The organism is Nakamurella multipartita DSM 44233 (assembly GCF_000024365.1).
GTDB lineage: Bacteria > Actinomycetota > Actinomycetes > Mycobacteriales > Nakamurellaceae > Nakamurella > Nakamurella multipartita.
On the sequence record NC_013235.1, the window covers coordinates 2,172,206 to 2,190,513 of the forward strand.

Sequence of the window (18,308 nt, forward strand, 5' to 3'; positions counted from 1 at the left end):
GTAATCACCCGCGGTTGCTGCGGTCCCTGGTCATCGTCACTCCGTCATGCGTGCGCTGCGCCGCGCCGGGCAAGGTGTCAAGGGCGTTCTCGATCCGGGCTGAGAAGGGCGGGGAAACAAGCGCTATCGCCTCCTGGGGCTCGACCCAACGGAGTCCCTTCGTTTCGTCGCCGCTCTGCAGTGTTCCCTGAGGCTCGCTGCATCGGGCCACGAGCGCTACGACACGGAGGGGCAGGTTCTTGTAGACGCCAGTGATTCGTCCAACGCGAACTTCAAGCCCGGTTTCCTCGCGGATCTCCCGGCGAAGACCGGTTTCGATCGCTTCTTCCAATTCCAGGATGCCACCTGGCGGCGTCCATTAACCATTATCGCGGCGCCTAACGAGCAGTATGCGGGCTCTTCAGAGTTAGCAGGGCTTCGCGTGGCTGGTTGACGCCCGGGATTTCCGGGTGCAGGCGTAGCGTACCCGGCGCTTCTGGTTGTCCTGGTTGCGGAAGCCGAAGGCGATCCGGCCGATGTGTTTGACGATCCGGTTGTAGCCCTCGGTGCGGCCGTTGCTGATCCCGGTGTGCAGCCCGGCGATGATCGAGTTCTGCCAGGCATGCACCGTCCACGCCAGCCGCCGCAGCTGCGCGACCCCGGAGTCGGCGCAATGCAGATAGAACGCGGTCAGCGCGTTGAAGATCCGTCCGCGGTCCGGGTTCGTGCCAGCCAGCTTGAGCAGCTTGCGGAGCAGTTCCTTGCCCTGCCAGCACTTCTCAAGGCCGCCGGACGGGTCCGCCCGACGCATCGCATCCTGCACCTTGGCCAGCTCGTCGTCGGTCAGGGACTCCGCGGCCCGCAGCAGCCGGTTCCGTTGCGCCCACTCCGGGTCGCTCTTGCGGCCCCGCCGGCCACGCAGCGCCCAGGCCAACTCCCGCCGGTAGTCGGTGACCGCCTTGTTGGCCAGGGCGGACAGATGGAACCGGTCCACGACCACGACAGCATCGGGCAGGGCCAGCCGGGCGGCCCGGGCGTAGGTCGCGCTGGTGTCCATCGAGATGTGGGTGATGTTGGCGAGCCAGTCCGGGTCCTGCGCCTGCAGCCACTCGATGAGGACCTTGCTGGTGCGGCCGTTGACCTGCGCGAACAGCCCGCCGTTGCCGCTCAGATCGACCAGGCCGGTGTCGAAGCGGTCCACCCAGGTCTTCGCCCCGGTGGTGGGGTCGGTCTCGTAGTGGGCCTTGCCGCGGCGGGTCTCGTCGACGCCCAGCACGGTCACCGGCGGCGGCTGCTCGGGCAACACCTGCGCGGCGTGCGCGACGAACGCGTCGTGCGCAACGCGCCAGTCCATGCCGAATTCGGCCGCCACACCGGACACCGGCCGGGTGTGGTCGCCGATCGCCTCGGCCGCCAGTCGGCGGGCCCGGGTGGTGATCCGGGCCCGGGCGGGGATCTGCTCGGGCAGGCACTCGGTGAACACCTTCCGCTCGCAGCCGTCGACCTGGCAGCGCCATTTGCGTTTGCGCCACAACAGGATCGGCCGATCCTCGCCCAGCCGGACGTCCCGCGGGCGGGTCGTCACCCACGCCTTCGGCGACCTCGACTGCTCACCGCACTCCGGGCACCAGCCGGCCAGCTGCGGGTCGGTCGAGCAGTGCACGACCCGTCGGCCGACGTCGTCGCGGACGACCTGGTCGACGACCAGCCCGTCGATGTCCAACAGCAGCGAACTACTCTGGTCCATGCTCGTGGTCCTTCGGCAGGTTGCGTAGAGAACAACCAGTTTCGAAGGCCACGAGCCCTCATCTCACCCGACACGCCGCCGCAGGTCGGAGGCCCGGAGCCCTATCAAGTCCGAAGACCCAGTATGCGGCCCTCTTGGTCAACAATGATGCCAGCTACAGATACCGAGTGTCGCGGCCCTTCAGTCATTTGCAGGCCCGTAGGAGTGAACAATGACGGTTGCGTCGTCGCGAAGCTTCACCCGAGGTTAGCGGGATGCGATCCGATCAGAAGCCTCGGCATGCCTGAGTTGCTTGAGCAATTCCGCGGGTCCGGTTGAGTCTATCGTCTCGAGTGCTGACGGCCAGGTATGGATGCCATAGAGATCGACGGTTCGGCTGGCCCCATCGGTCAACAATGCGATCCGCGTGTTGGAACTTCCGCTGATCGTCATCGACCCTCCTAATGATTCGAATCCTGCCTCTGGGGCAACTGGACGCGGCCCAGAAACCTCCTGAGCGGTTGCGGTTTGACCGCTGCGCGAGAACCAAGGCGTCGCGCCGCCCGTACTCGACGGGATCCGACGCAACGCCTGGTTCCTTGACCGCTGCGCGTTCGGAATGACTCGTGTTCGCGAGGCGGTCGTCCGACACTACTAGCAGGTCTGGACCTGCGTCGGCGACGAATGTGCAGTCGCCAAGGACCAGCCATCGGGCAATCCCTTCGGTGGAGACTGTCAGCATGGCGACCGTTGCCGAAGGGGAGCCGGGATGACCGACGTCGCAGGTCCCGGAATGCGCCTGTGTCGTTCGCTCGATCGCCTCGACCAAGAGGTCGGCGGGCTCGGCAACTGGCCGCGACAGATGAGCGGAAGCGACAAAGCCAACCAGGGTTCGTGCATACCAGGCTGGCCCATGGATGCAGCCGTCGCCGAGATGCGGGGGAGAGGTGGCGCCGTCGGCGACGACGGCCAGCCTCGGGAGGATGGCGAAAGCGTCCTCGTTGGGCTTGTCCGGGCTGCCCGGGTCGGTGGCGACGCGGAACTCAAGCATCGGCCCGCTCCGGCTCGTTGGTCCACTCGTAGTTCAGCTTCCATTGGTGGCCGGCCATCACGTGCTGGGTGACGGAGACGGGGATGTGGTCGCGGTCGGATGCGATCAGCAGGACCTCCAGGACGGGCTGTTGCGGTTCCATCTCCAGCAGCGTGGCCTAGCTGCCGACCAAGACTCGACGCTCGACGTGGACGGTGCCGCTCCCGGCCATGGTCCACCAGGCGCTGTCTGCGCATCGCGCCGCCACGAAGCCCGCCAGCCAGTACTCTCCCGAGCCGGCCTACGTGTTCGGCACCAAGATCGGCACCCCGTTGGAGCCGCGGAACCTGACCCGCAAGTGGGTCACCCTCGCCGAGCGGCAGGGGATTCGCAAGGTGCCTCTGCACGGGCTGCGCCACGCATGCGTGTCCCTCCTGCTGGCCCAAGGCGTCCACCCGCGGACCGTCATGGAGATCGTCGGACACAGCGCGATCTAGATGACCATGAACGTCTACGGCCACGTCAACATGGAGACCCAACCGAGGCGCTTGATGATCTTGACGAGTCGCTTCAACGGCGAGCTACTGCTATCAAATCCAGCTATCAAACCGGATCGGAGAGTGATCATGGTCAGTAAGACCAGCCTGAACTGCATAAACACTGCGCGCCCGGAGGGATTCGAACCCCCAACCTTCGATCCGAATCAGAGGCCCGGAAAGGTCTGGCGGATGATCGCTACCAGTTCGGCAGCGGTGTCACGGTCAAACTGGAGCGTCTGACTGACCTTCTTCTCCGATTTGCGCAGATCCGAGCCGTAGGTGCTGAGTTGCAGCAGCGTCTCCCCTCCCGCGCGAACTGTCTGGTAACCGCAGTCCACCTCGGTTGGGTGTGCCTTGGCTGCCGACGCAATATGCTCGAACTGTCGAACACGAGCCATCCCGAACCCCTCGGTCGCAAATCGGAAACGAAACTGCGGAAAAGCGTGCCAGGCTATAGTCCGTCGTAGTACCGACCGATGGTCTGTGCCATCATGACCCGTCGTCGGACCAGAAAGTCGAAGTACGAGCCGGCGGTGACGGTGTCGAGATCGTGCGGCACGGCGTTCTCGGCGAAGTTTCGACGGAGGTCCTGATCATCGGTGATCTCACCGAGAGTGAGCTTTCCGGTGTCGACCTGGGTGCGGATCTCGTCCATGTAGGCGCCGGGGGCGCGGTTGCTGATGCGGATGTTGATCGATGTCTCGGTGAGAACGTAGTTCGCTACCTGGTTGTAGTCGGACCGGTCGGTGACGCCTTCCTTTTTGAGGTAGTCCTTGGGCACGATGTGGTGGATGTCGCCGATCTGCTCGTGCATCGCCTGGACTGTGATCGATTTCGACAGGAAGCCGCGCGCTCCGGTCTTCACCTGAGCGGCGAGGAACGTTTGGAAGTAGGGGCTGCGGACGCTGGACGTCTCGAGGTTCCCGGGTAGAGTCACCTGCCAGAAGGCATCCGACAGCTCCGCCTCTTCGATCTGTTTGAGGTGGGCCGCCGCGCCGTACTGACTGATCCGCCGAACGTCAAGTTCCCACTGGGTCTCTACGCTCCCCGAGTTGCGCCCGGTCAGCATCGACATGACGAACCACCTTCGGACGATGCTCTTCCGCTCGCCCTCGGACATTGTGGGGTCGTGCCGCAGACGTAGGTACAGGGCGTAGGCGAAGTTCAGCGCGTTCTTGGAGCTGATCATCGCCGTCGTAATGAAGCCGGCCGACTTGATTGTCATGATGAAGTTCTGGAAGTCGTACTTGTTGACGATCCGAAGCAGCGCGTCTTCGAGTCGGTCGTAAGCGACCGGAATCCTCGATTCGTCGACCTTTCGGGTCTCCGGGTCACGCCCGGACAACTCGCTGACGAATGCTGATGCGACGCCGCGGTTGAATCCGATGAGGTTGGCGATCCGGATGACGTCGCTGTAATTCGGGTCGTACAGGTCCTCGGCATCGTCCTTGAGCCAGGCGATCTTCGGCAGGAACGGCGTGGCCACGAACTCGTGGTCGTTGTCGACGATGTCCTGGTAGACGTGCGGAGCGACTGACAGGTGGCAGAAGTAGTCGATTAGCTTGCGCAGATTACGCCCGCGGTCACCGTAGGTGGCGATCTTGCTCATCGCGAAGTCGGCGCTGGACAGCGGCACGCCCTTGGAGTTGATCCGGATGAAGATCTCAGAGACCGTCTCAACCTCGAGGTCGTCGGCCAGCGCGATGATCCCGATCTGCGCGCTCCTGATCGTCAGCAAACGGTCGATCGACTCCTCCACGAGGGCAACGTCGACATCCGGATTGCGAGCCACATACTTCGAGAAGAACGCGAAAGTGGACGTCGCGCCGAACAATTCCGAGACGTCGGGGATCCACTGCGGAGTCTTGCGGATCACCGGGGTGACGGTCTCGAAGTCACCGGTGAGTGGATTGAACGCGATGGTGATCTTCTGTTTCTTGTAGTGATTGTCGACTACGGGCAGTCCGGCGACGGCCGCCCGAAGGGCGGTCACCCGTTGCTGACCGTCGATGAGGATCTGCTGGTGCTGCGCAATCTGGCCGTCCTTCAGCGCTGCACCCACCGACTGCCAGGTGATCAGGTATCCCACCGGGTAGCCCTTGTAGAGCGAGTCAAGGAGATCCCGGACCTTGGTCGAGTTCCACACGAACGGACGTTGCAGTTCCGGTATCGCGATCTTGCCGCCCTTGACGAGGGTGAGAAGCCCGTCGACAGACTCCTGCTGCACCGAGTACTTCGCCATCGGATCAGTTCCCTCCCATTGCCGGTTCGACGCCGTGGACACCATGCAGGTCGGACTGCTCGCCGACCCACGTCACGACAAGTTCGCCCCGGGCTCGGCTGGAGGCGACGTTCAAAAGCGAGCGTTCGCGCTGCAATGCGTCGGCCTTCTCCTCCTCGGGTACGGACTTGACGCTGGCCGCCGAGGGAATCGAACTCTTGCCGATCCCGGCGAGCACGACCCGAGAGAACTCCGTGCCCTTCGCGCAGTGCATGGTCAGCACGGCGACCAAGCCGATAGCGATGACGAAGTCGTCCAGTGCTCCCGCCTCGACTCGTCGTTCGGTAAGCGCCCGAACCATGCGGTTCCGCGCGTCGACGCCGCGGGTAAGGACGGCAATCGTGTATGGATCGGCCGCGTCGTCGATCCTCCCTTTGATGGTCGCGGCGAAGACGTCGGCGGCCAGTACCCGAATCCTCGAGGTGGACTGCTTGAAGCCGGCGACGATCTCCTGCTGTTCGATGTCGGACAGTCCGCCGTGCATGATGCGCACCGGGATGTCGGCCAGGTCGAGTTCCTCGGGCAGCCGCCCGGTCAGCCATTCCAGGGTTTTGATGCGCTCGGCGAACACGACCGCCCGCATGTCCGACCGCGCACCAACACCGATCTGATTGAGCCGCGCGACCAGGGCGTCGAACTTGCCCGCGGTGGGACCCGCGGCATAGTTGAGCTTCGCAAGGGTGTCCAACGCGGTGATCTCGGCGTGCTGCTCGACGGTGAGAGCTGCCCGGCGCGCTGGAGTCTCGGTGCCACCGAGGACGGTGCGTCGACGCTGCGCGATGGATTCGGCCAGCGCCGGTGGCGAGGAGAGAAACGCCTTGGCCAAGGTCCACGGGAACAGAGTCGCGTTCTCGCCGGAATATGATGACCGGCCGCCCCTCGGGTGCAGCCAAATTTCCGACAGCTCGGTGGCGACCGCGTCCTCCTTAGGTGACGGGTCCACGCGGACGTTGATCGGTTCCGCGCGGTCGGCCCAGTCGCCGCCTACCTCGGCATGGTGGCGATGCCGACGGATCAGCAGGGTGGCGACGTCATCGTGCCTGAACGAGCCGTCCGGCCAGACGACGGTCGGGTCCAACAGCCGCAACAACTCGGCGAACGACTCCTTGCGGCCATTGTGCGGGGTCGCCGACACCAGGATCAGCGCCGCGGTGTTCGGTGCAAGCAGCCGGGCCAACGCGTTGTTCTGCGTTCCGACGTTCGTAAGGTTGTGGGACTCGTCGATCGCCACCGCGTCCCACCGGTGCTTGCGCAGGATCTTGTCGTACTTCTCCTGCTTGAGGGTGTCGATTGCGATGATAGCGCGCCTGTAATAGGTGAACGGGTTGCGGGTAGCCGGCAGCTTCTGACGGACCTTCTGAATGCCCGCGGAGTCGAGCCTGACGGACGGCAGCGCGAACCGGCACCACAGCTCGTACTGCATCTGCTCCAGCACGTGCCGCGGCGTGACGATCAGGATCCGCTCGCCCCTGCCCCGGCGAACCAGCTCGGACAGGATCATGCCGACTCGATGGTCTTGCCCAGTCCCACGGAGTCGGCGAGCAGGATCCGCGGGCGGATGTGGGACGGGTCGAGCGCCTTCGCCACCGCGGCGCGCTGGTAGGCCAGCGAATCCGACAGCATGCGGGTGGACACGGTCAACGACTGCTGGCCATAGGGGATCGAGGTCTTGCGCAGCATCGACTCCAGCCACAGCCGGCTGTCTCGGTAGCCGGAGGAGCCGTCGGACCGAATCTGTGCGTCGGCGGGGTCGAGCACCTCGACGTCGTCCAAGCTGGTGTAGAACGCGGCCGTGGTGTCGGTGACCAGCTCGGACAGCCCCCGAACCCGGATTAGCCAGCCGCCCGATCCGCGTTCGGCGGAGGTGACCAGCCATTCCTCGTCGCGGACGACCACGATCGACCCCGGCGCAACGTTCAGTTCTGGACCTACTGCGACCCCCGTCACCGTGCTGAACCCCCTTGCTCCCACACCCGCCTTGACCCCTAGCTTTCACCATGCGTACCGCTATCTCCACCCGAAGTGCCGGCTCAACCTAGCTCCGCGTTCATAAGCTGTCGTCAGCATGGGGTCAGCGAACGAAGTGAAGGGCATGGTTATACGGCGGCCGCCACTCGCCGCTTTCCCCGCCCGACGAAGGCATATCTCCTGGTCAGTGGCGACCGCAATCGCTCGGCCGGTCACGGACCGTGTCCCGGACGCAGCATTCCCAGCCTAATCAAGCGGAGGTCATGACCCTCAACACGGGCGGCCGGAACTGCTACCTCAATACCGCTCCCAGATGCTTCAAGGGCCGCCGCCCACGAGAGGGTCGAGTGATCGGCACGGGTACCCGCCTCATCGGCCGTTGCACCGTTGGTCGGACTACCCTCGTCGTTGGGGCCGGACCGTCCCGGTGGGCCCGAGCCGCTCTTGGGGGCCAATCGTGCCGGTGCATCCGGGGGTCGGGCGCACGGGGGCCCCCGTCGCACCTCCCTGGACGTATGTGGCAGCCAGCGCAGATCGTCGGTCGGACTGCCAGATCGATTCGCCGAGGCCCAACAAAGGGGATTTTTCGTTGGACCTTCCTCGCCGTTGTAATCTTGCAGATCACGAAGAATTGCCGAATTGCTTCGGCTGTATTGCTTCTCCGTTTTGAGGCGAGCCTGAAGCGTCAGAGAATTTCTCGGACCAAGGCCGGGCCACGCGCTTCGCGGTTCTGATAGACATCCATCGTCACGGACGGCCGAGAGTGGCCTAGTTGATCCGCGATCTGTCGTGGCGTGAATCCGACCTTGTCGAGTTCGGTGGCGACCATCTTCCGGAAGGACCGGCCTGTCACCCCTACGTGCCCGAGTCGATCCAGTTCAGTCCGGATCACGCCGGTGATGTTGCTGATCCAGTAGGGGGTCTCCGCCCGATCGCTCTTCGGTAGACGTGCTGACGGAAAGACGAGGTTCGAGTCTGTACGTGCCTTGGCCAGCCTCCCCTGCAGCATCGTCACCACGGCCGGCGGAAGCGCCAGTCGGCGGACCCCGGCGCGAGTCTTTGTCTGGAGCTGGCGGCGGCCGGCGCCGTTGACCGTGGCGTTGATCAGTGCCGTTGGTTCTTCGCTGTCGAGGTCCAGCTGAGCCCAAGTCAGAGCGATCGCCTCGCCGGTTCGGCAACCGGTGCCAGCCATGAACGTCAGGATGTCGGGCAAGTCCGTCTTGCTGGTCTTCTCGTCGGCCTTGAGGTCGGCGATGATCTGCGCGGCCTGGGCCTTGGTGATGGGCACTGTGGGCGCGGTCGGCGACTTCGTTCCGCGCTCGACCCGCTGGGAGAGGATCGCGAACGTGCCGTTGGTCGTCGGCGCGCTCGCCCCGTTGGCGACCGCGTACGTCAGAGCTTGGCGCAGGATTCCGCGGCAGGTCTTGGCGACGGCCGGCGTCAGGGATGCCAGGAACAGGGTGACGACCCTTGGAGTGACGCGATCGAGCGACACGGACCCGAGTGAAGCGGTGCCCACCTGGCGGCCCTTGATCGTCTTGTCGATCGCGTGTCGGTAGCGAAGGACGGTGCCGACGGCCCGGGCGTCCGTGGTGACAGGATCGGCAATCCAGGCGTTTAGAACCTCGCCGAGGGTGGAGTCGTTGGTGAACGCGGTGACCCGACCACTCTCGGTGGCCAGCGCCTCCGCGAGCCGATCACCGGTCGACGGGCTCATCCTCTGGGAGAGCCGCTCGATCGCCTCGTCCTTGGTCTTGCCCCGTGACTGGAACCGGGTGCGGCCCTGATCGGTGCGGACGTACGCCTCGGCCGTCCAGAACGCCACGGCCGTGCGTTTGCTGTCCGCCTTGTGGTCCGCGGTCGCCTTGAGCCGCCGGCGACGCTCCTTGCCGGTCACGCGGTCGATCACCCAGGCCGTGGTCGTGATCTCGCCGTGCGTCCCCGCCTGGAGCGGGTTGCGCCCGCGGTTCCACCGGCGGCGATCGGTCGACTCAGCGGCCGCCTTGTTCGCCACTTGACTCGCCACTTGATTCGCCATTTGGTCCCTGACTTCCGATGATGATCGCTGACCCGGTCTGAGGCCCCTTGTGAAAAGAGTGCCTCTGACCTGCATGAACGATACTCATCGACCTTCACGGCAGGCAACCCGATATACTGCGGTTCGAGCGCAACTCGCAAACCGTCAGGTCGAGGGTTCGAGCCCCTCTCGCCCTACGTCTGATCCGCCAAGTAATCGCGTCAATCGAAGCGGCCGCTAATTTGCCGGTGCAGGCCTATGCCGTCGCAGCCCCACCACAGCGACGGACAGCTGGACCGCTCCCACCCCGATCGCTGTTGGACTAAAACTTCGGGAGAAGTCCTGAACCACTGCCGCCTGCGGCACTAGTGTCATTTTCATGAGCTGTCTCGCGTTCGTCGCGAATGCCACCGATGGCACGGTGACCACATTTTCGCTGGACGACGACGCCGTCCTTCGGCGGCTGGCGGTCAGCGAGATCGGGCCGGGTTGTTCCTCCCTGGTCGTGAACGCCGAGCGGCGGCAGCTCCATGCGTCGGTGAAGGGCGATCCGCCGGCCATCGTGACGTGCCGGATCGGCGACGACGGCCGCCTGGTGCCGGTCTCGCGGGGTCAGGTCGAATCGTCAGTGAGCTACCTCGCGCTGAGTCCCGACGGGGGCACGATGCTGGCGGCCTCCTATGGGGGCGGATTCGGCATCTCGATGCCGGTCCACGACTCGGGTGTCGGTGAGGTGGTGTCCCGGATCGACCTTCCCCACATGCACTCGTGCGCGGTCGGGCCCGAGGGAAGGACCGCCTACTTCGTCTCCCTCGGAGCGGACCTGATCGCGCAGTGTGCCCTGGACGGTGCAACCCTGACCCCGCTCGATCCGCCGACCGCGGCGGCCCCGACCGGATCCGGGCCGCGGCACCTCGTCCTGACCCGCGACGGGGCGCATGTCTATGTGATGACCGAGTTCTCGGGCGACGTGCTGCACTACTCGCGCTCGGACCAGGGCGTTCTCGCTCTGGTCGGGCAGGCGGCGGCGTTCGCTCCGGATCGCGGGCTCCGGCACAGCCGCTTGGGCGCGGACCCGATCGCCGACCACCTCATCTGGGGCGCCGATCTGCATCTGTCGCTCGACGAACGCACGTGTTGGGCCAGCGAGCGGTCGGAGTCGACACTGGCCACGCTCAGGATCGACGCCGACGGTACCCCGCATCCGGCCGAGCGGTTCACCCCCGCCGAGAAGCAGCCTCGGGGATTCGCGGTCTCACCGGATGGCCGGTATCTGCTGTGCGCCGGCGAGAAGTCGACCACCGTCTCGCTTTTCCGGATCACTCCCGACGGCGGCCTGGCCGCCAGTGGGCAGTTCGAGACCGGCCGCGGCGCCAACTGGGTGCGGTTCCTGTCCGCCTGAAACCGGCCCGCTCGGGTCAGGCTGGCCCGGACGCGTTTGATCGTCCACCGGACCGGGGACCCGGAGAACGACTCAGCCGACCACCAGAATGGGATCACCCGATGACCACTGCGACCCCCGAGCCGGATCCGGCCACCAACCAGACCGAGCCAGCGGCCTCCGAGGCGGTGGACCAGGAGCGCTTCACCGAACGCGGCGAGGAGGCCGAAACCGCGGCCTTCGAGGACGAGGGTGCTTACAGCGGCGGAGATTTCGCCGGCGGCTCGGCAGCAACCTGAACCCGAGCCTGAGGCGACCGCCAGCGGGCCGCCGGCCGCGGGGAACGAGACCGGGCCCGCCCCACGACGCGATCATTACCCTGGCTGGCATGCCCACCGCCGCTGAGCTGCCCCGACACGAGGTCCGGTGGTTGGGCGCTCCCCGGCCGGACGACCCCACGGTGCCCACGCTGGTCCTGCTGCACGGCTACGGATCTAGCGAGGCGGATCTGATCGCGCTGGTGCCCGCGCTCGGCCTGTTCCTGCCCTCGGTGTCGGCCCGGTTGCTGTCCATCCGCGGCTCCCACCCGGCCCCGGGGCGGCGCGGCTACGCCTGGTTTCCCGGCCCGCTGATGTCCCAGCCGCCGCTGGCCGACATCGGGCGCACGGGCGACGGTATCGCCGCCGTCATCCGGCGTTACACCACCTCGGCCCTGCTCGTGGGGTTCTCCCAGGGCATGGCGGCCGCGATCACCACCATGCGGCGACACCCCGACCTGGTCCGCGGGCTCGTCGGGCTCAGCGGCTACCTGTACGACGACGCCCATCCGGGCGATCACCAGCTCGGTGTGATGGCGTCGTCGGGCCACGGCATCCCGGCCTTCGTCGGCTATGACCCGGCCGACCCGCGGGTTCCGGCCGTCGCGCTCCAGCACGCCGTGAGCTTCCTGCGGGCGCACACGGCGCTGGAGGAACGCACCTACCCGGGGATGGGACACAGCATCTCGATGCCCGAGATCACCGACGTGGCGGCATTTCTGCGCCGTCAGCTCACCCCGGGCTGACCTCGGGTGGCGATCAGCGATCCTCCAGCGCCCGCTCCAGATGCCCGCGCAGGACGGTGATCGACCCGCCGATCCGCTGCGCGATGTCGATCACCTCCGCGGACCGACGTCGGTCCGGGGCCACCGCGAGCCGCTGGACGGCCTCGGCCAGCCGGTCGCAGGCCTCACTCAGGCGGGTGGCCGCGACGGCGTTCCAGGCCGCCGCCACCGCATGCTCGGCGGGTGCCGCCGAGGTGGGTGGGCCGACGGCCACCACCGGCATCGACAGGGTGTGCGCGAGCAGGCCGGGTGTCCCGGCCCGGGTGGCCCGGCGGACCATCAGCGTCATGCCCGCCGGCTCCAGCGGCGGGATGCCGAACTGGCGGGCGTGCCGGTCGATCGTCGGCCCCAGCGCCCACAGGATCGCCGTGAGCGCGTCGACCGCGTGGTCGCAGATGGGCACGAACACGCCCACCGGCTGGCCGTCCTGGGGTTCGACCGGTTCGATCACCGAGGCGGACAGGACCAGGGCCAGCACGTCGAACGAATACCCCCACGCCGCCCCGGGGGGTGGCGGAGGTGGCGGCGGTGGACCGCACCACGCGGCGGGCGCCGGACCGCCGACCGCCGCCGGCAGGGTGGCGGGCCAGGGTCCCGGCGGCCCGGTCGGGCCGCCGGCCGGTGGCGCGGCGACGTTCCCGGGGAACGGCGGCAGCGACCACCCCGGTGGCGGCAGGAGGGCCGGCCCGTCGAGGTCGCGACGCAGTTCGGTCAGCGCCGCGCGGTGAGAGTGGACCCACGCGGGAGGCGCCGGCTGGTCGAGAACGGCGGCGCACCAGCGTCATCCCGGGTGACCGGCCTCGGCGGCGGTCGGCAGGTAGCGAAGGATCGTCGCGCACGCGGCCACGTCGGCCGCCGGTCCCCGCCAGGCCCGCGGGTTGTAGGCGGGGGTCAGTCCGAACAGCTGCGGGTCGGGGAAACGAGGGGCCGGGTCGCACATCCGCACGACGCCGTCGGCCAGGAACACGTGCTCGGGTTTGACATCGCCGTGCGCGTCGAACGTTTCGCGGTCGACCGCGTCGGCCAGCGCCGTCAGGACGGCCAGCACGTCGGCGGGGGAGCGCGGCGGCTGACCGGCCAGGCGTTCCATGACCAGGACGTCCAGACCGGACGGATCGTGCGGCCACAGCCCCAGCGAGCGCGGCAGCAGGCGCCCGCCGTCGCGCTCCAGGATCTGCGCCTCCTGCCGCAGCACCGATGCGGTCAGCTCGGGACCGATCTCGATCGATCGGGACCCGCCGGGATCGGCGCGGAACACCTGGGCCGCCAGATGGGCCGGGCGCCGCCCGGCCGGTGTGTCCAGCCACATCTCGGTCCGGTTCCCCCCGCCCCGGGGCAGCGGCGCCTTGGCCACCAGTGGCCGTCCGTCCAGGTCGGTGGCCGCCATCACCTGGCCGAATCCACCCCCGGACAGCCCGGGCAGCAGCGGCTCGTGCAGCCGGTAGGGGCCGGCGCTGCCCATCGCCGAGGGCGGCGCCAGGCTCCGCCGGGATCCCACCTGCCCCCGCTCGACCTCAAGCAGGAGCTCGTCCTCCCAGACACTGTCGAAGCCAGAATGCACGTGCCGCACCTGGTTGCCGCGGGCCAGCCGGAGGCGGCCGGTGACGAAGTCCGCCGCCAGCGGCAGCTCCATCCCGCGGAGCACGGCCGACCCGTGGATCGTCTGGGTGCCCGAACCCAACCCCCGCACCGTCGCGGTGACGGCGTCCAGGAAGAGCCGGCCGTCCGGGTCGACCCGCCAGGTCGCCAGGTACCCGCGCACGTTCGCGGTGTCCGGCGCCACGAACCGCCTGGCCAGCCCGTTCCTGGCCAGCAGCGCGTCCAGCGGCGTGCCCAGCAGCAGCCACCCCTGGCCGTCGAGCAGGATCGTGTCCGGGGTCTGCGCGGTCATCGTCCCGACCTCCGGCCGGCCGACCGACCCGACCACGCCACCGGCCCGCCGGCCGTCCGGTTGAGCATGGGCCGCATCTTCGCAAAGGTGACGGGGGAGCGCAGCCCGACCGCCGACCCAGGGAGATCCGATGGCGCACGACGAGACCGAGTGGGACCGGTACCTGCCCGATCCGGCCGTCGACTACCGCGCGGTGGCCGGGACCCCCGTCCGGGTCGGACCCGAGGCGGACAACCAGATTCCGCTGCAGCTGGCCGGCGGTCCCACCCTGTTCGTCGGCGTCGACCGGACCGAGGACCCCCGGGCGCCCGGCACCGTGGTGGAGTTGCAGCTGGACTGGACCCGGCTGCCGGGGCCACCGGCGGCCGGCATCACCCCGCTGCTTGTCGCGTGGACCCCGGGCGGCGGCGTCCTGCAGCTGGCGCCGGAGGAACCCGACGCGCTGGAGGTCGCGCCGGGGATGCGGATCCTCGGCGGGCCGGAGCTGGTGCTGCGGGTGCCCCCAGCGCAGGCCCGCACGTGGATCGCGCGCCTGCTGGCCCTGCCGCGACGGGACGTGCTCGACCGCCGCGCCGAGCAGCTGGTCTGGCTCGGCGACCTGGATCATGCGGGGCGCCTGGTGCTGCAGCGGATCACCCGCACCGGTCGCGGCCTCGTCGTCGAACCCGCCGGGACCGCCGAGGCCGACCGGCTGGCCCCGCCCTCCGCATTCGCCGGCCTCGACCCGCTGCTGCGGGCCCGGTTCGCCGGCTCCACCCGGGTCTACGGCCCGCAGGGGCACCTGTCGGCCGAGCTCTACGCGGTCGAGCGCGAGCGTGGCCCGGACGGCACTGAGCAGGCGATCGATCGGGTGCGGGCCATGGCCGGTCGGTGGGGCCGGCCGGACTTCACCGCCGGCAGCCCGACCTGGCGGAACGGCGTCGGCGCGAGCCGGTGGTGGATGACGGTGCACGAGTCGCCGGCCGGCTGCCCGATCCCCCTGGAGGTGCCCGAACTGGCCGGAGCCGCCTGCTGGGTGGAAAGCGGCCGTCTGCTCCCGTCCCCACCCGGGGCCGGGTAGGCCGGCCCGCCGGGGGCCGGGATCGGGCGCCGGCCCGCTAGGACGCTCCTGAATTATCCGTATGTCGGCCCCTGTTGATCTTGTGGGTTCGGGATGATCTTGGTGTGCAGGGTCGGTCGCGGGATCAGCGTGAGTTGTTGGATGCCGAGTCGGTAGTCGGTGGGCTGCTCAAGCCGGGCAGCGTGTTCGCGTTTCTGGCCGCGCACCGTCGGGAGGTGTTCCCGGACGGCATGTTCGCGGATCTGTTTCCGTCGGGTCGGGGCCGCCCGTCAGTGCCGGCCGACGTGATGGCGTCGGTGATTGTGCTGCAGGCTCTGCACGGCCTGTCCGACGCGGACACGGTGGACTCGGTGACGTTCGATCTGCGGTGGAAGGCAGCGTGCGGGTTACCGGTGACCGCTGCGGCGTTCCATGCCACGACATTGACGTACTGGCGGCGTCGGCTGGCCGCTTCGCAGTCGCCGAACCGGATCTTCGACGCGGTCCGCCAGGTCGTGGACCAGACCGGGGTGCTGGCTGGAAAGAGCAGGCGAGCGTTGGATTCCACGATCCTGGACGACGCGGTCGCCACCCAGGACACGGTCACCCAGTTGATCGCGGCGATCCGCCGGGTCCGCCGCGAGGTACCCGGCGCCGCCGAGGTCGTCGGCGAGCACTGCTCGGCTCACGACTATGACGACCCGGGCAAACCGGCGATCGCCTGGAACGATCAGCAGGCCCGCGAGGCCCTTGTCGATGCGCTGGTCACCGACGCGCATCGGGTGCTGGGACACCTGCCCGACCAGGAGCTCGGACCGAAGGCGGCGGACGCGGTCGCCCTCTTGGCGTTGGTCGCCGGGCAGGACGTGGAACCGGTCGAGGGCTCGGACGGCACCGACGGACGGTGGCGGATCGCGCAGCGGGTCGCCCCGGACCGGGTGATCTCCACCGTGGACCCGGAGGCGCGGCACGCCCACAAGACCGTCCACCGGCGGCAGGACGGGTTCAAGGCACACATCGCGGTCGAACCCGACACCGGTCTGGTCACCGCCTGCGCGGTGACCATGGCCAGCGGACGCGGCAACAGCGACGCCGAGGTTGGACCCACCTTGCTGGCACAGGAGACCGAAAAGCTGCACGTGCTGGCCGATTCGGCGTACGGATCGGGATCCGCGCGGGCCGAACTGGACCATGCCGGGCACATCGCGTTGATCAAGCCGTTCCCGCTGCGGTCGGCCGTGCCGGGCGGGTTCACCCTGGACGACTTCACCGTCGACCCCGAGGCCAGGACGGCCACCTGCCCGAACGGGGTGACCCGGTCGATCACCGCGCAATGGTCCGTCACCTTCGGAGCGGCTTGCCGCGGCTGCCCGCTCCGGGCCCAATGCACGACCAGCGACGCCGGTCGATCGCTGAAGCTGACCGAGTACGAAAGCCTGCTCAGGGCGGCCCGTCGACAAGCGGAAACCGAGGACTTCCAACAGGTCTACCGACGGCACCGGCCGATGGTCGAACGATCGATCTCCTGGCTGGTCCGCGGCAACCGCAAAGTCCGCTACCGCGGCGTCGCCAAGAACGACCACTGGTGGCACCACCGCGCCGCTGCGATCAACCTCAGGCGAATGCTCACCCTCGGGCTGACGCGGGTGAGCGGGACGTGGACCATTGCACCGGCCTGACCGGCCGGCACGAGACCTCACCGGGCCGTGAGCAACGGCCCGTCCCTCCGATCAGTCAGGAGAATCATCCAGGGCCGGGCGACGACTCAGGACCACGCCTGACAGCCCGATCACGCGCGAACGCTCCCACTGTCCCAAAGCGAACTCCCGAACCCACAAGTGACCGTTATTCAGGAGCGTCCTAGAACCCGGACGGGGCCGGTTTGGCCCGGGACAGGGCGGGAACGTGACCAGAGGCGCACCACCCACCCGCCGGTGCTGGACGGGACGGATCCGGACGCAGCCGGACAGCGGACGCCGGTGCGTCACCGCCCGCCACCGACGGATTCGGCGATCGAGAGGGGAGGATCGGCGCCCGCATTCTGGAGCTGAAGAAGCAGGCACCGACCGGTTCGGCGACGCCCAGCGCGCTGCAAAAGGCCATCGACGCGGTCATTCCCTGACCCTGCGCCACACCGAGATCGACCGTCACCCCGGGCCCGGGGTGACGACCCCGGCGGGGGCCGGGTGACCGGGCGCCGCCGCGAGCACCCACCATTGGGAAGCCGACCACCATGGCAGACGAACGACACACCACCACCCACCCGGCCCACCCGGACCGGCCCGGTCAGGATCCGGAGGCGACGAACCAGCCGCCCGGGGCCGCGCCGGATCCGGAGGCGGCCGGCAAGCCCGAGTCGCCGGCCCAGCTGACCAAGCTGTCCTGGAAGTACATCGCCCGGCGCACGTTCCGTGAGTTCTCCGACGACCAGTGCACGGATCTGGCCGCGGCCCTGACCTATTACGCGGTGCTGGCCCTGTTCCCGGCGTTGCTGGCCCTGGTGTCGCTGCTCGGCCTGGTCGGCCAGCAGGGCCAGACCGACCAGCTCATCGGGGTGCTCACGGACATGGGCGCCGGGACGGTCGCCGACACGCTCCGGGGGCCGTTGCAGCAGCTGACGGAGAATTCCTCCACCGGACTGGCTCTGGTGATCGGTGTGGCCGGGGCCCTGTGGTCCGCATCGGCCTACGTCGGTGCCTTCGGCCGGGCCATGAATCGCATCTACGAGATCCGCGAGGGCCGCCCGTTCTACAAGCTGCGCCCGTTGATGATGGTGATCACCCTGGCCGCAGTCATTCTCGCCGGACTCGTCGCCATCGGCCTGGTGGTGTCCGGCCCGGTTGCCCGGGCGGTCGGTGACGCGCTGGGATTGGGCGAGACCGCTGTCACCGCCTGGGGTATCGCCAAGTGGCCGGTGCTGTTGGGGCTGGCTGCGCTGGTGGTGGCCATCCTGTACTACGCCACGCCCAACGTGAAGCAGCCCACGTTCCGTTGGATCAGCGTCGGGGCCGGGATCGCGATCGTGACCTGGGTGATCGCGTCCGCGTTGTTCGGGTTGTACGTCTCGCAGTTCGCCAACTACAACAAGACCTACGGTTCGCTCGCCGGGGTGATCGTCTTCCTGCTGTGGCTGTGGATCACCAACCTCGCGCTGCTGTTCGGCGCGGAGCTGGACGCCGAGATGGAACGGGGCCGCCAGTTGCAGGCCGGCATCGCCGCCGAACACGAGATCCAGTTGCCCCCGCGGGACACCCGGGTGATCGACAAGTCCGACGCGAAGGATGCCCGCGACCTGGAGCAGGCCGGGCACCTGCGCCGCAGCCAGGGGGAGACCAGCGGGCCGAACTGATCGGGA

General features: G+C 68.1%; 16 protein-coding genes and 2 pseudogenes. 7 read left to right on the forward strand and 11 right to left on the reverse strand.

Annotated features, from left to right (window positions below; translation table 11 throughout):
• Positions 1-4: 4 nt before the first annotated feature.
• From NAMU_RS28170 to NAMU_RS29845, 4 genes and pseudogenes are all read right to left on the reverse strand, one after another.
• Positions 5-331: an NUDIX hydrolase gene (locus NAMU_RS28170; RefSeq protein WP_217180802.1), complete on the reverse strand. Its 327-nt coding sequence runs from the start codon at positions 329-331 to the stop codon at positions 5-7.
• 75 nt (positions 332-406) lie between these two features.
• A pseudogene (locus tag NAMU_RS09805) lies at positions 407-1,788 on the reverse strand (ISL3 family transposase).
• 203 nt (positions 1,789-1,991) lie between these two features.
• Complete coding sequence (locus tag NAMU_RS28175; protein WP_015747254.1) at positions 1,992-2,756, reverse strand: protein phosphatase 2C domain-containing protein; 765 nt, start codon at positions 2,754-2,756, stop codon at positions 1,992-1,994.
• Positions 2,749-2,898, reverse strand: coding sequence for a hypothetical protein (locus NAMU_RS29845; RefSeq protein ID WP_015747255.1), 150 nt, complete (start codon positions 2,896-2,898; stop codon positions 2,749-2,751). Before NAMU_RS29845 ends, NAMU_RS28175 begins: the two co-directional genes overlap by 8 nt.
• A gap of 67 nt (positions 2,899-2,965) precedes the next feature.
• Between NAMU_RS29845 and NAMU_RS30410 the strand changes: the two genes are divergently transcribed.
• Positions 2,966-3,232: a tyrosine-type recombinase/integrase gene (locus NAMU_RS30410; RefSeq protein ID WP_245544877.1), complete on the forward strand. Its 267-nt coding sequence runs from the start codon at positions 2,966-2,968 to the stop codon at positions 3,230-3,232.
• A gap of 206 nt (positions 3,233-3,438) precedes the next feature.
• On the opposite strand, the gene NAMU_RS09815 is transcribed toward NAMU_RS30410, so the two are convergent.
• The 5 genes and pseudogenes from NAMU_RS09815 to NAMU_RS27230 all read right to left on the reverse strand — a co-directional run bounded on the left by NAMU_RS09815 (position 3,439) and on the right by NAMU_RS27230 (position 9,537).
• Positions 3,439-3,672, reverse strand: a complete 234-nt coding sequence (locus tag NAMU_RS09815; RefSeq protein ID WP_015747256.1) for a hypothetical protein — start codon at positions 3,670-3,672, stop codon at positions 3,439-3,441.
• Positions 3,673-3,725: 53 nt separating this feature from the next.
• Positions 3,726-5,516, reverse strand: coding sequence for a GmrSD restriction endonuclease domain-containing protein (locus NAMU_RS09820; RefSeq protein WP_015747257.1), 1,791 nt, complete (start codon positions 5,514-5,516; stop codon positions 3,726-3,728).
• Between the two features lie 4 nt (positions 5,517-5,520).
• Positions 5,521-5,856 (reverse strand): 3'-5' exonuclease, encoded by a 336-nt coding sequence (locus NAMU_RS31730; RefSeq protein WP_407669232.1) that lies wholly within the window; start codon positions 5,854-5,856, stop codon positions 5,521-5,523.
• 102 nt (positions 5,857-5,958) lie between these two features.
• Positions 5,959-7,502: pseudogene (locus NAMU_RS31735) on the reverse strand (SNF2-related protein); the annotation flags it as partial.
• Between the two features lie 706 nt (positions 7,503-8,208).
• Entirely contained in the window at positions 8,209-9,537 is a 1,329-nt protein-coding gene (locus NAMU_RS27230) for a tyrosine-type recombinase/integrase (protein ID WP_052307882.1), read from the reverse strand.
• A gap of 382 nt (positions 9,538-9,919) precedes the next feature.
• Here NAMU_RS27230 and NAMU_RS09835 point away from each other — a divergent pair, with 382 nt between their 5' ends.
• The 3 genes from NAMU_RS09835 (at position 9,920) to NAMU_RS27235 (ending at position 11,984) form a co-directional block, all read left to right on the forward strand.
• Positions 9,920-10,942, forward strand: a complete 1,023-nt coding sequence (locus NAMU_RS09835) for a lactonase family protein (RefSeq protein WP_015747259.1) — start codon at positions 9,920-9,922, stop codon at positions 10,940-10,942.
• A gap of 101 nt (positions 10,943-11,043) precedes the next feature.
• Positions 11,044-11,220, forward strand: coding sequence for a hypothetical protein (locus NAMU_RS29860; protein WP_015747260.1), 177 nt, complete (start codon positions 11,044-11,046; stop codon positions 11,218-11,220).
• 89 nt (positions 11,221-11,309) lie between these two features.
• Complete coding sequence (locus NAMU_RS27235; protein ID WP_015747261.1) at positions 11,310-11,984, forward strand: alpha/beta hydrolase; 675 nt, start codon at positions 11,310-11,312, stop codon at positions 11,982-11,984.
• Positions 11,985-11,997: 13 nt separating this feature from the next.
• Here the strand turns inward: NAMU_RS27235 and NAMU_RS28875 are convergent, their stop codons facing one another.
• Both NAMU_RS28875 and NAMU_RS09850 read right to left on the reverse strand, forming a co-directional pair.
• Positions 11,998-12,501 (reverse strand): hypothetical protein, encoded by a 504-nt coding sequence (locus NAMU_RS28875; RefSeq protein WP_015747262.1) that lies wholly within the window; start codon positions 12,499-12,501, stop codon positions 11,998-12,000.
• A gap of 303 nt (positions 12,502-12,804) precedes the next feature.
• Positions 12,805-13,914, reverse strand: coding sequence for a protein kinase family protein (locus NAMU_RS09850; protein ID WP_015747263.1), 1,110 nt, complete (start codon positions 13,912-13,914; stop codon positions 12,805-12,807).
• A gap of 130 nt (positions 13,915-14,044) precedes the next feature.
• Between NAMU_RS09850 and NAMU_RS09855 the strand changes: the two genes are divergently transcribed.
• The 3 genes from NAMU_RS09855 (at position 14,045) to NAMU_RS09865 (ending at position 18,302) form a co-directional block, all read left to right on the forward strand.
• Complete coding sequence (locus NAMU_RS09855) at positions 14,045-14,974, forward strand: hypothetical protein (RefSeq protein ID WP_015747264.1); 930 nt, start codon at positions 14,045-14,047, stop codon at positions 14,972-14,974.
• A gap of 104 nt (positions 14,975-15,078) precedes the next feature.
• Positions 15,079-16,632: an IS1182-like element ISNml3 family transposase gene (locus tag NAMU_RS09860; protein WP_012814020.1), complete on the forward strand. Its 1,554-nt coding sequence runs from the start codon at positions 15,079-15,081 to the stop codon at positions 16,630-16,632.
• Between the two features lie 554 nt (positions 16,633-17,186).
• Entirely contained in the window at positions 17,187-18,302 is a 1,116-nt protein-coding gene (locus NAMU_RS09865; protein ID WP_015747265.1) for a YihY/virulence factor BrkB family protein, read from the forward strand.
• The last annotated feature ends 6 nt before the right edge of the window (positions 18,303-18,308 follow it).

What these genes read in the sequence shown, in the direction of transcription:
- NAMU_RS09855 (WP_015747264.1), top strand. Translation starts at nt 14,045, where the DNA reads ATGGCGCACGACGAGACCGAGTGGGACCGGTACCTGCCCGATCCGGCC.
- NAMU_RS09815 (WP_015747256.1), bottom strand. Translation starts at nt 3,672, where the DNA reads ATGGCTCGTGTTCGACAGTTCGAGCATATTGCGTCGGCAGCCAAGGCA.
- NAMU_RS30410 (WP_245544877.1), top strand. Translation starts at nt 2,966, where the DNA reads ATGGTCCACCAGGCGCTGTCTGCGCATCGCGCCGCCACGAAGCCCGCC.
- NAMU_RS27235 (WP_015747261.1), top strand. Translation starts at nt 11,310, where the DNA reads ATGCCCACCGCCGCTGAGCTGCCCCGACACGAGGTCCGGTGGTTGGGC.
- NAMU_RS28175 (WP_015747254.1), bottom strand. Translation starts at nt 2,756, where the DNA reads ATGCTTGAGTTCCGCGTCGCCACCGACCCGGGCAGCCCGGACAAGCCC.
- NAMU_RS09865 (WP_015747265.1), top strand. Translation starts at nt 17,187, where the DNA reads ATGGCAGACGAACGACACACCACCACCCACCCGGCCCACCCGGACCGG.
- NAMU_RS09835 (WP_015747259.1), top strand. Translation starts at nt 9,920, where the DNA reads ATGAGCTGTCTCGCGTTCGTCGCGAATGCCACCGATGGCACGGTGACC.
- NAMU_RS29845 (WP_015747255.1), bottom strand. Translation starts at nt 2,898, where the DNA reads ATGGAACCGCAACAGCCCGTCCTGGAGGTCCTGCTGATCGCATCCGAC.
- NAMU_RS09820 (WP_015747257.1), bottom strand. Translation starts at nt 5,516, where the DNA reads ATGGCGAAGTACTCGGTGCAGCAGGAGTCTGTCGACGGGCTTCTCACC.
- NAMU_RS09850 (WP_015747263.1), bottom strand. Translation starts at nt 13,914, where the DNA reads ATGACCGCGCAGACCCCGGACACGATCCTGCTCGACGGCCAGGGGTGG.
- NAMU_RS31730 (WP_407669232.1), bottom strand. Translation starts at nt 5,856, where the DNA reads ATGGTTCGGGCGCTTACCGAACGACGAGTCGAGGCGGGAGCACTGGAC.
- NAMU_RS29860 (WP_015747260.1), top strand. Translation starts at nt 11,044, where the DNA reads ATGACCACTGCGACCCCCGAGCCGGATCCGGCCACCAACCAGACCGAG.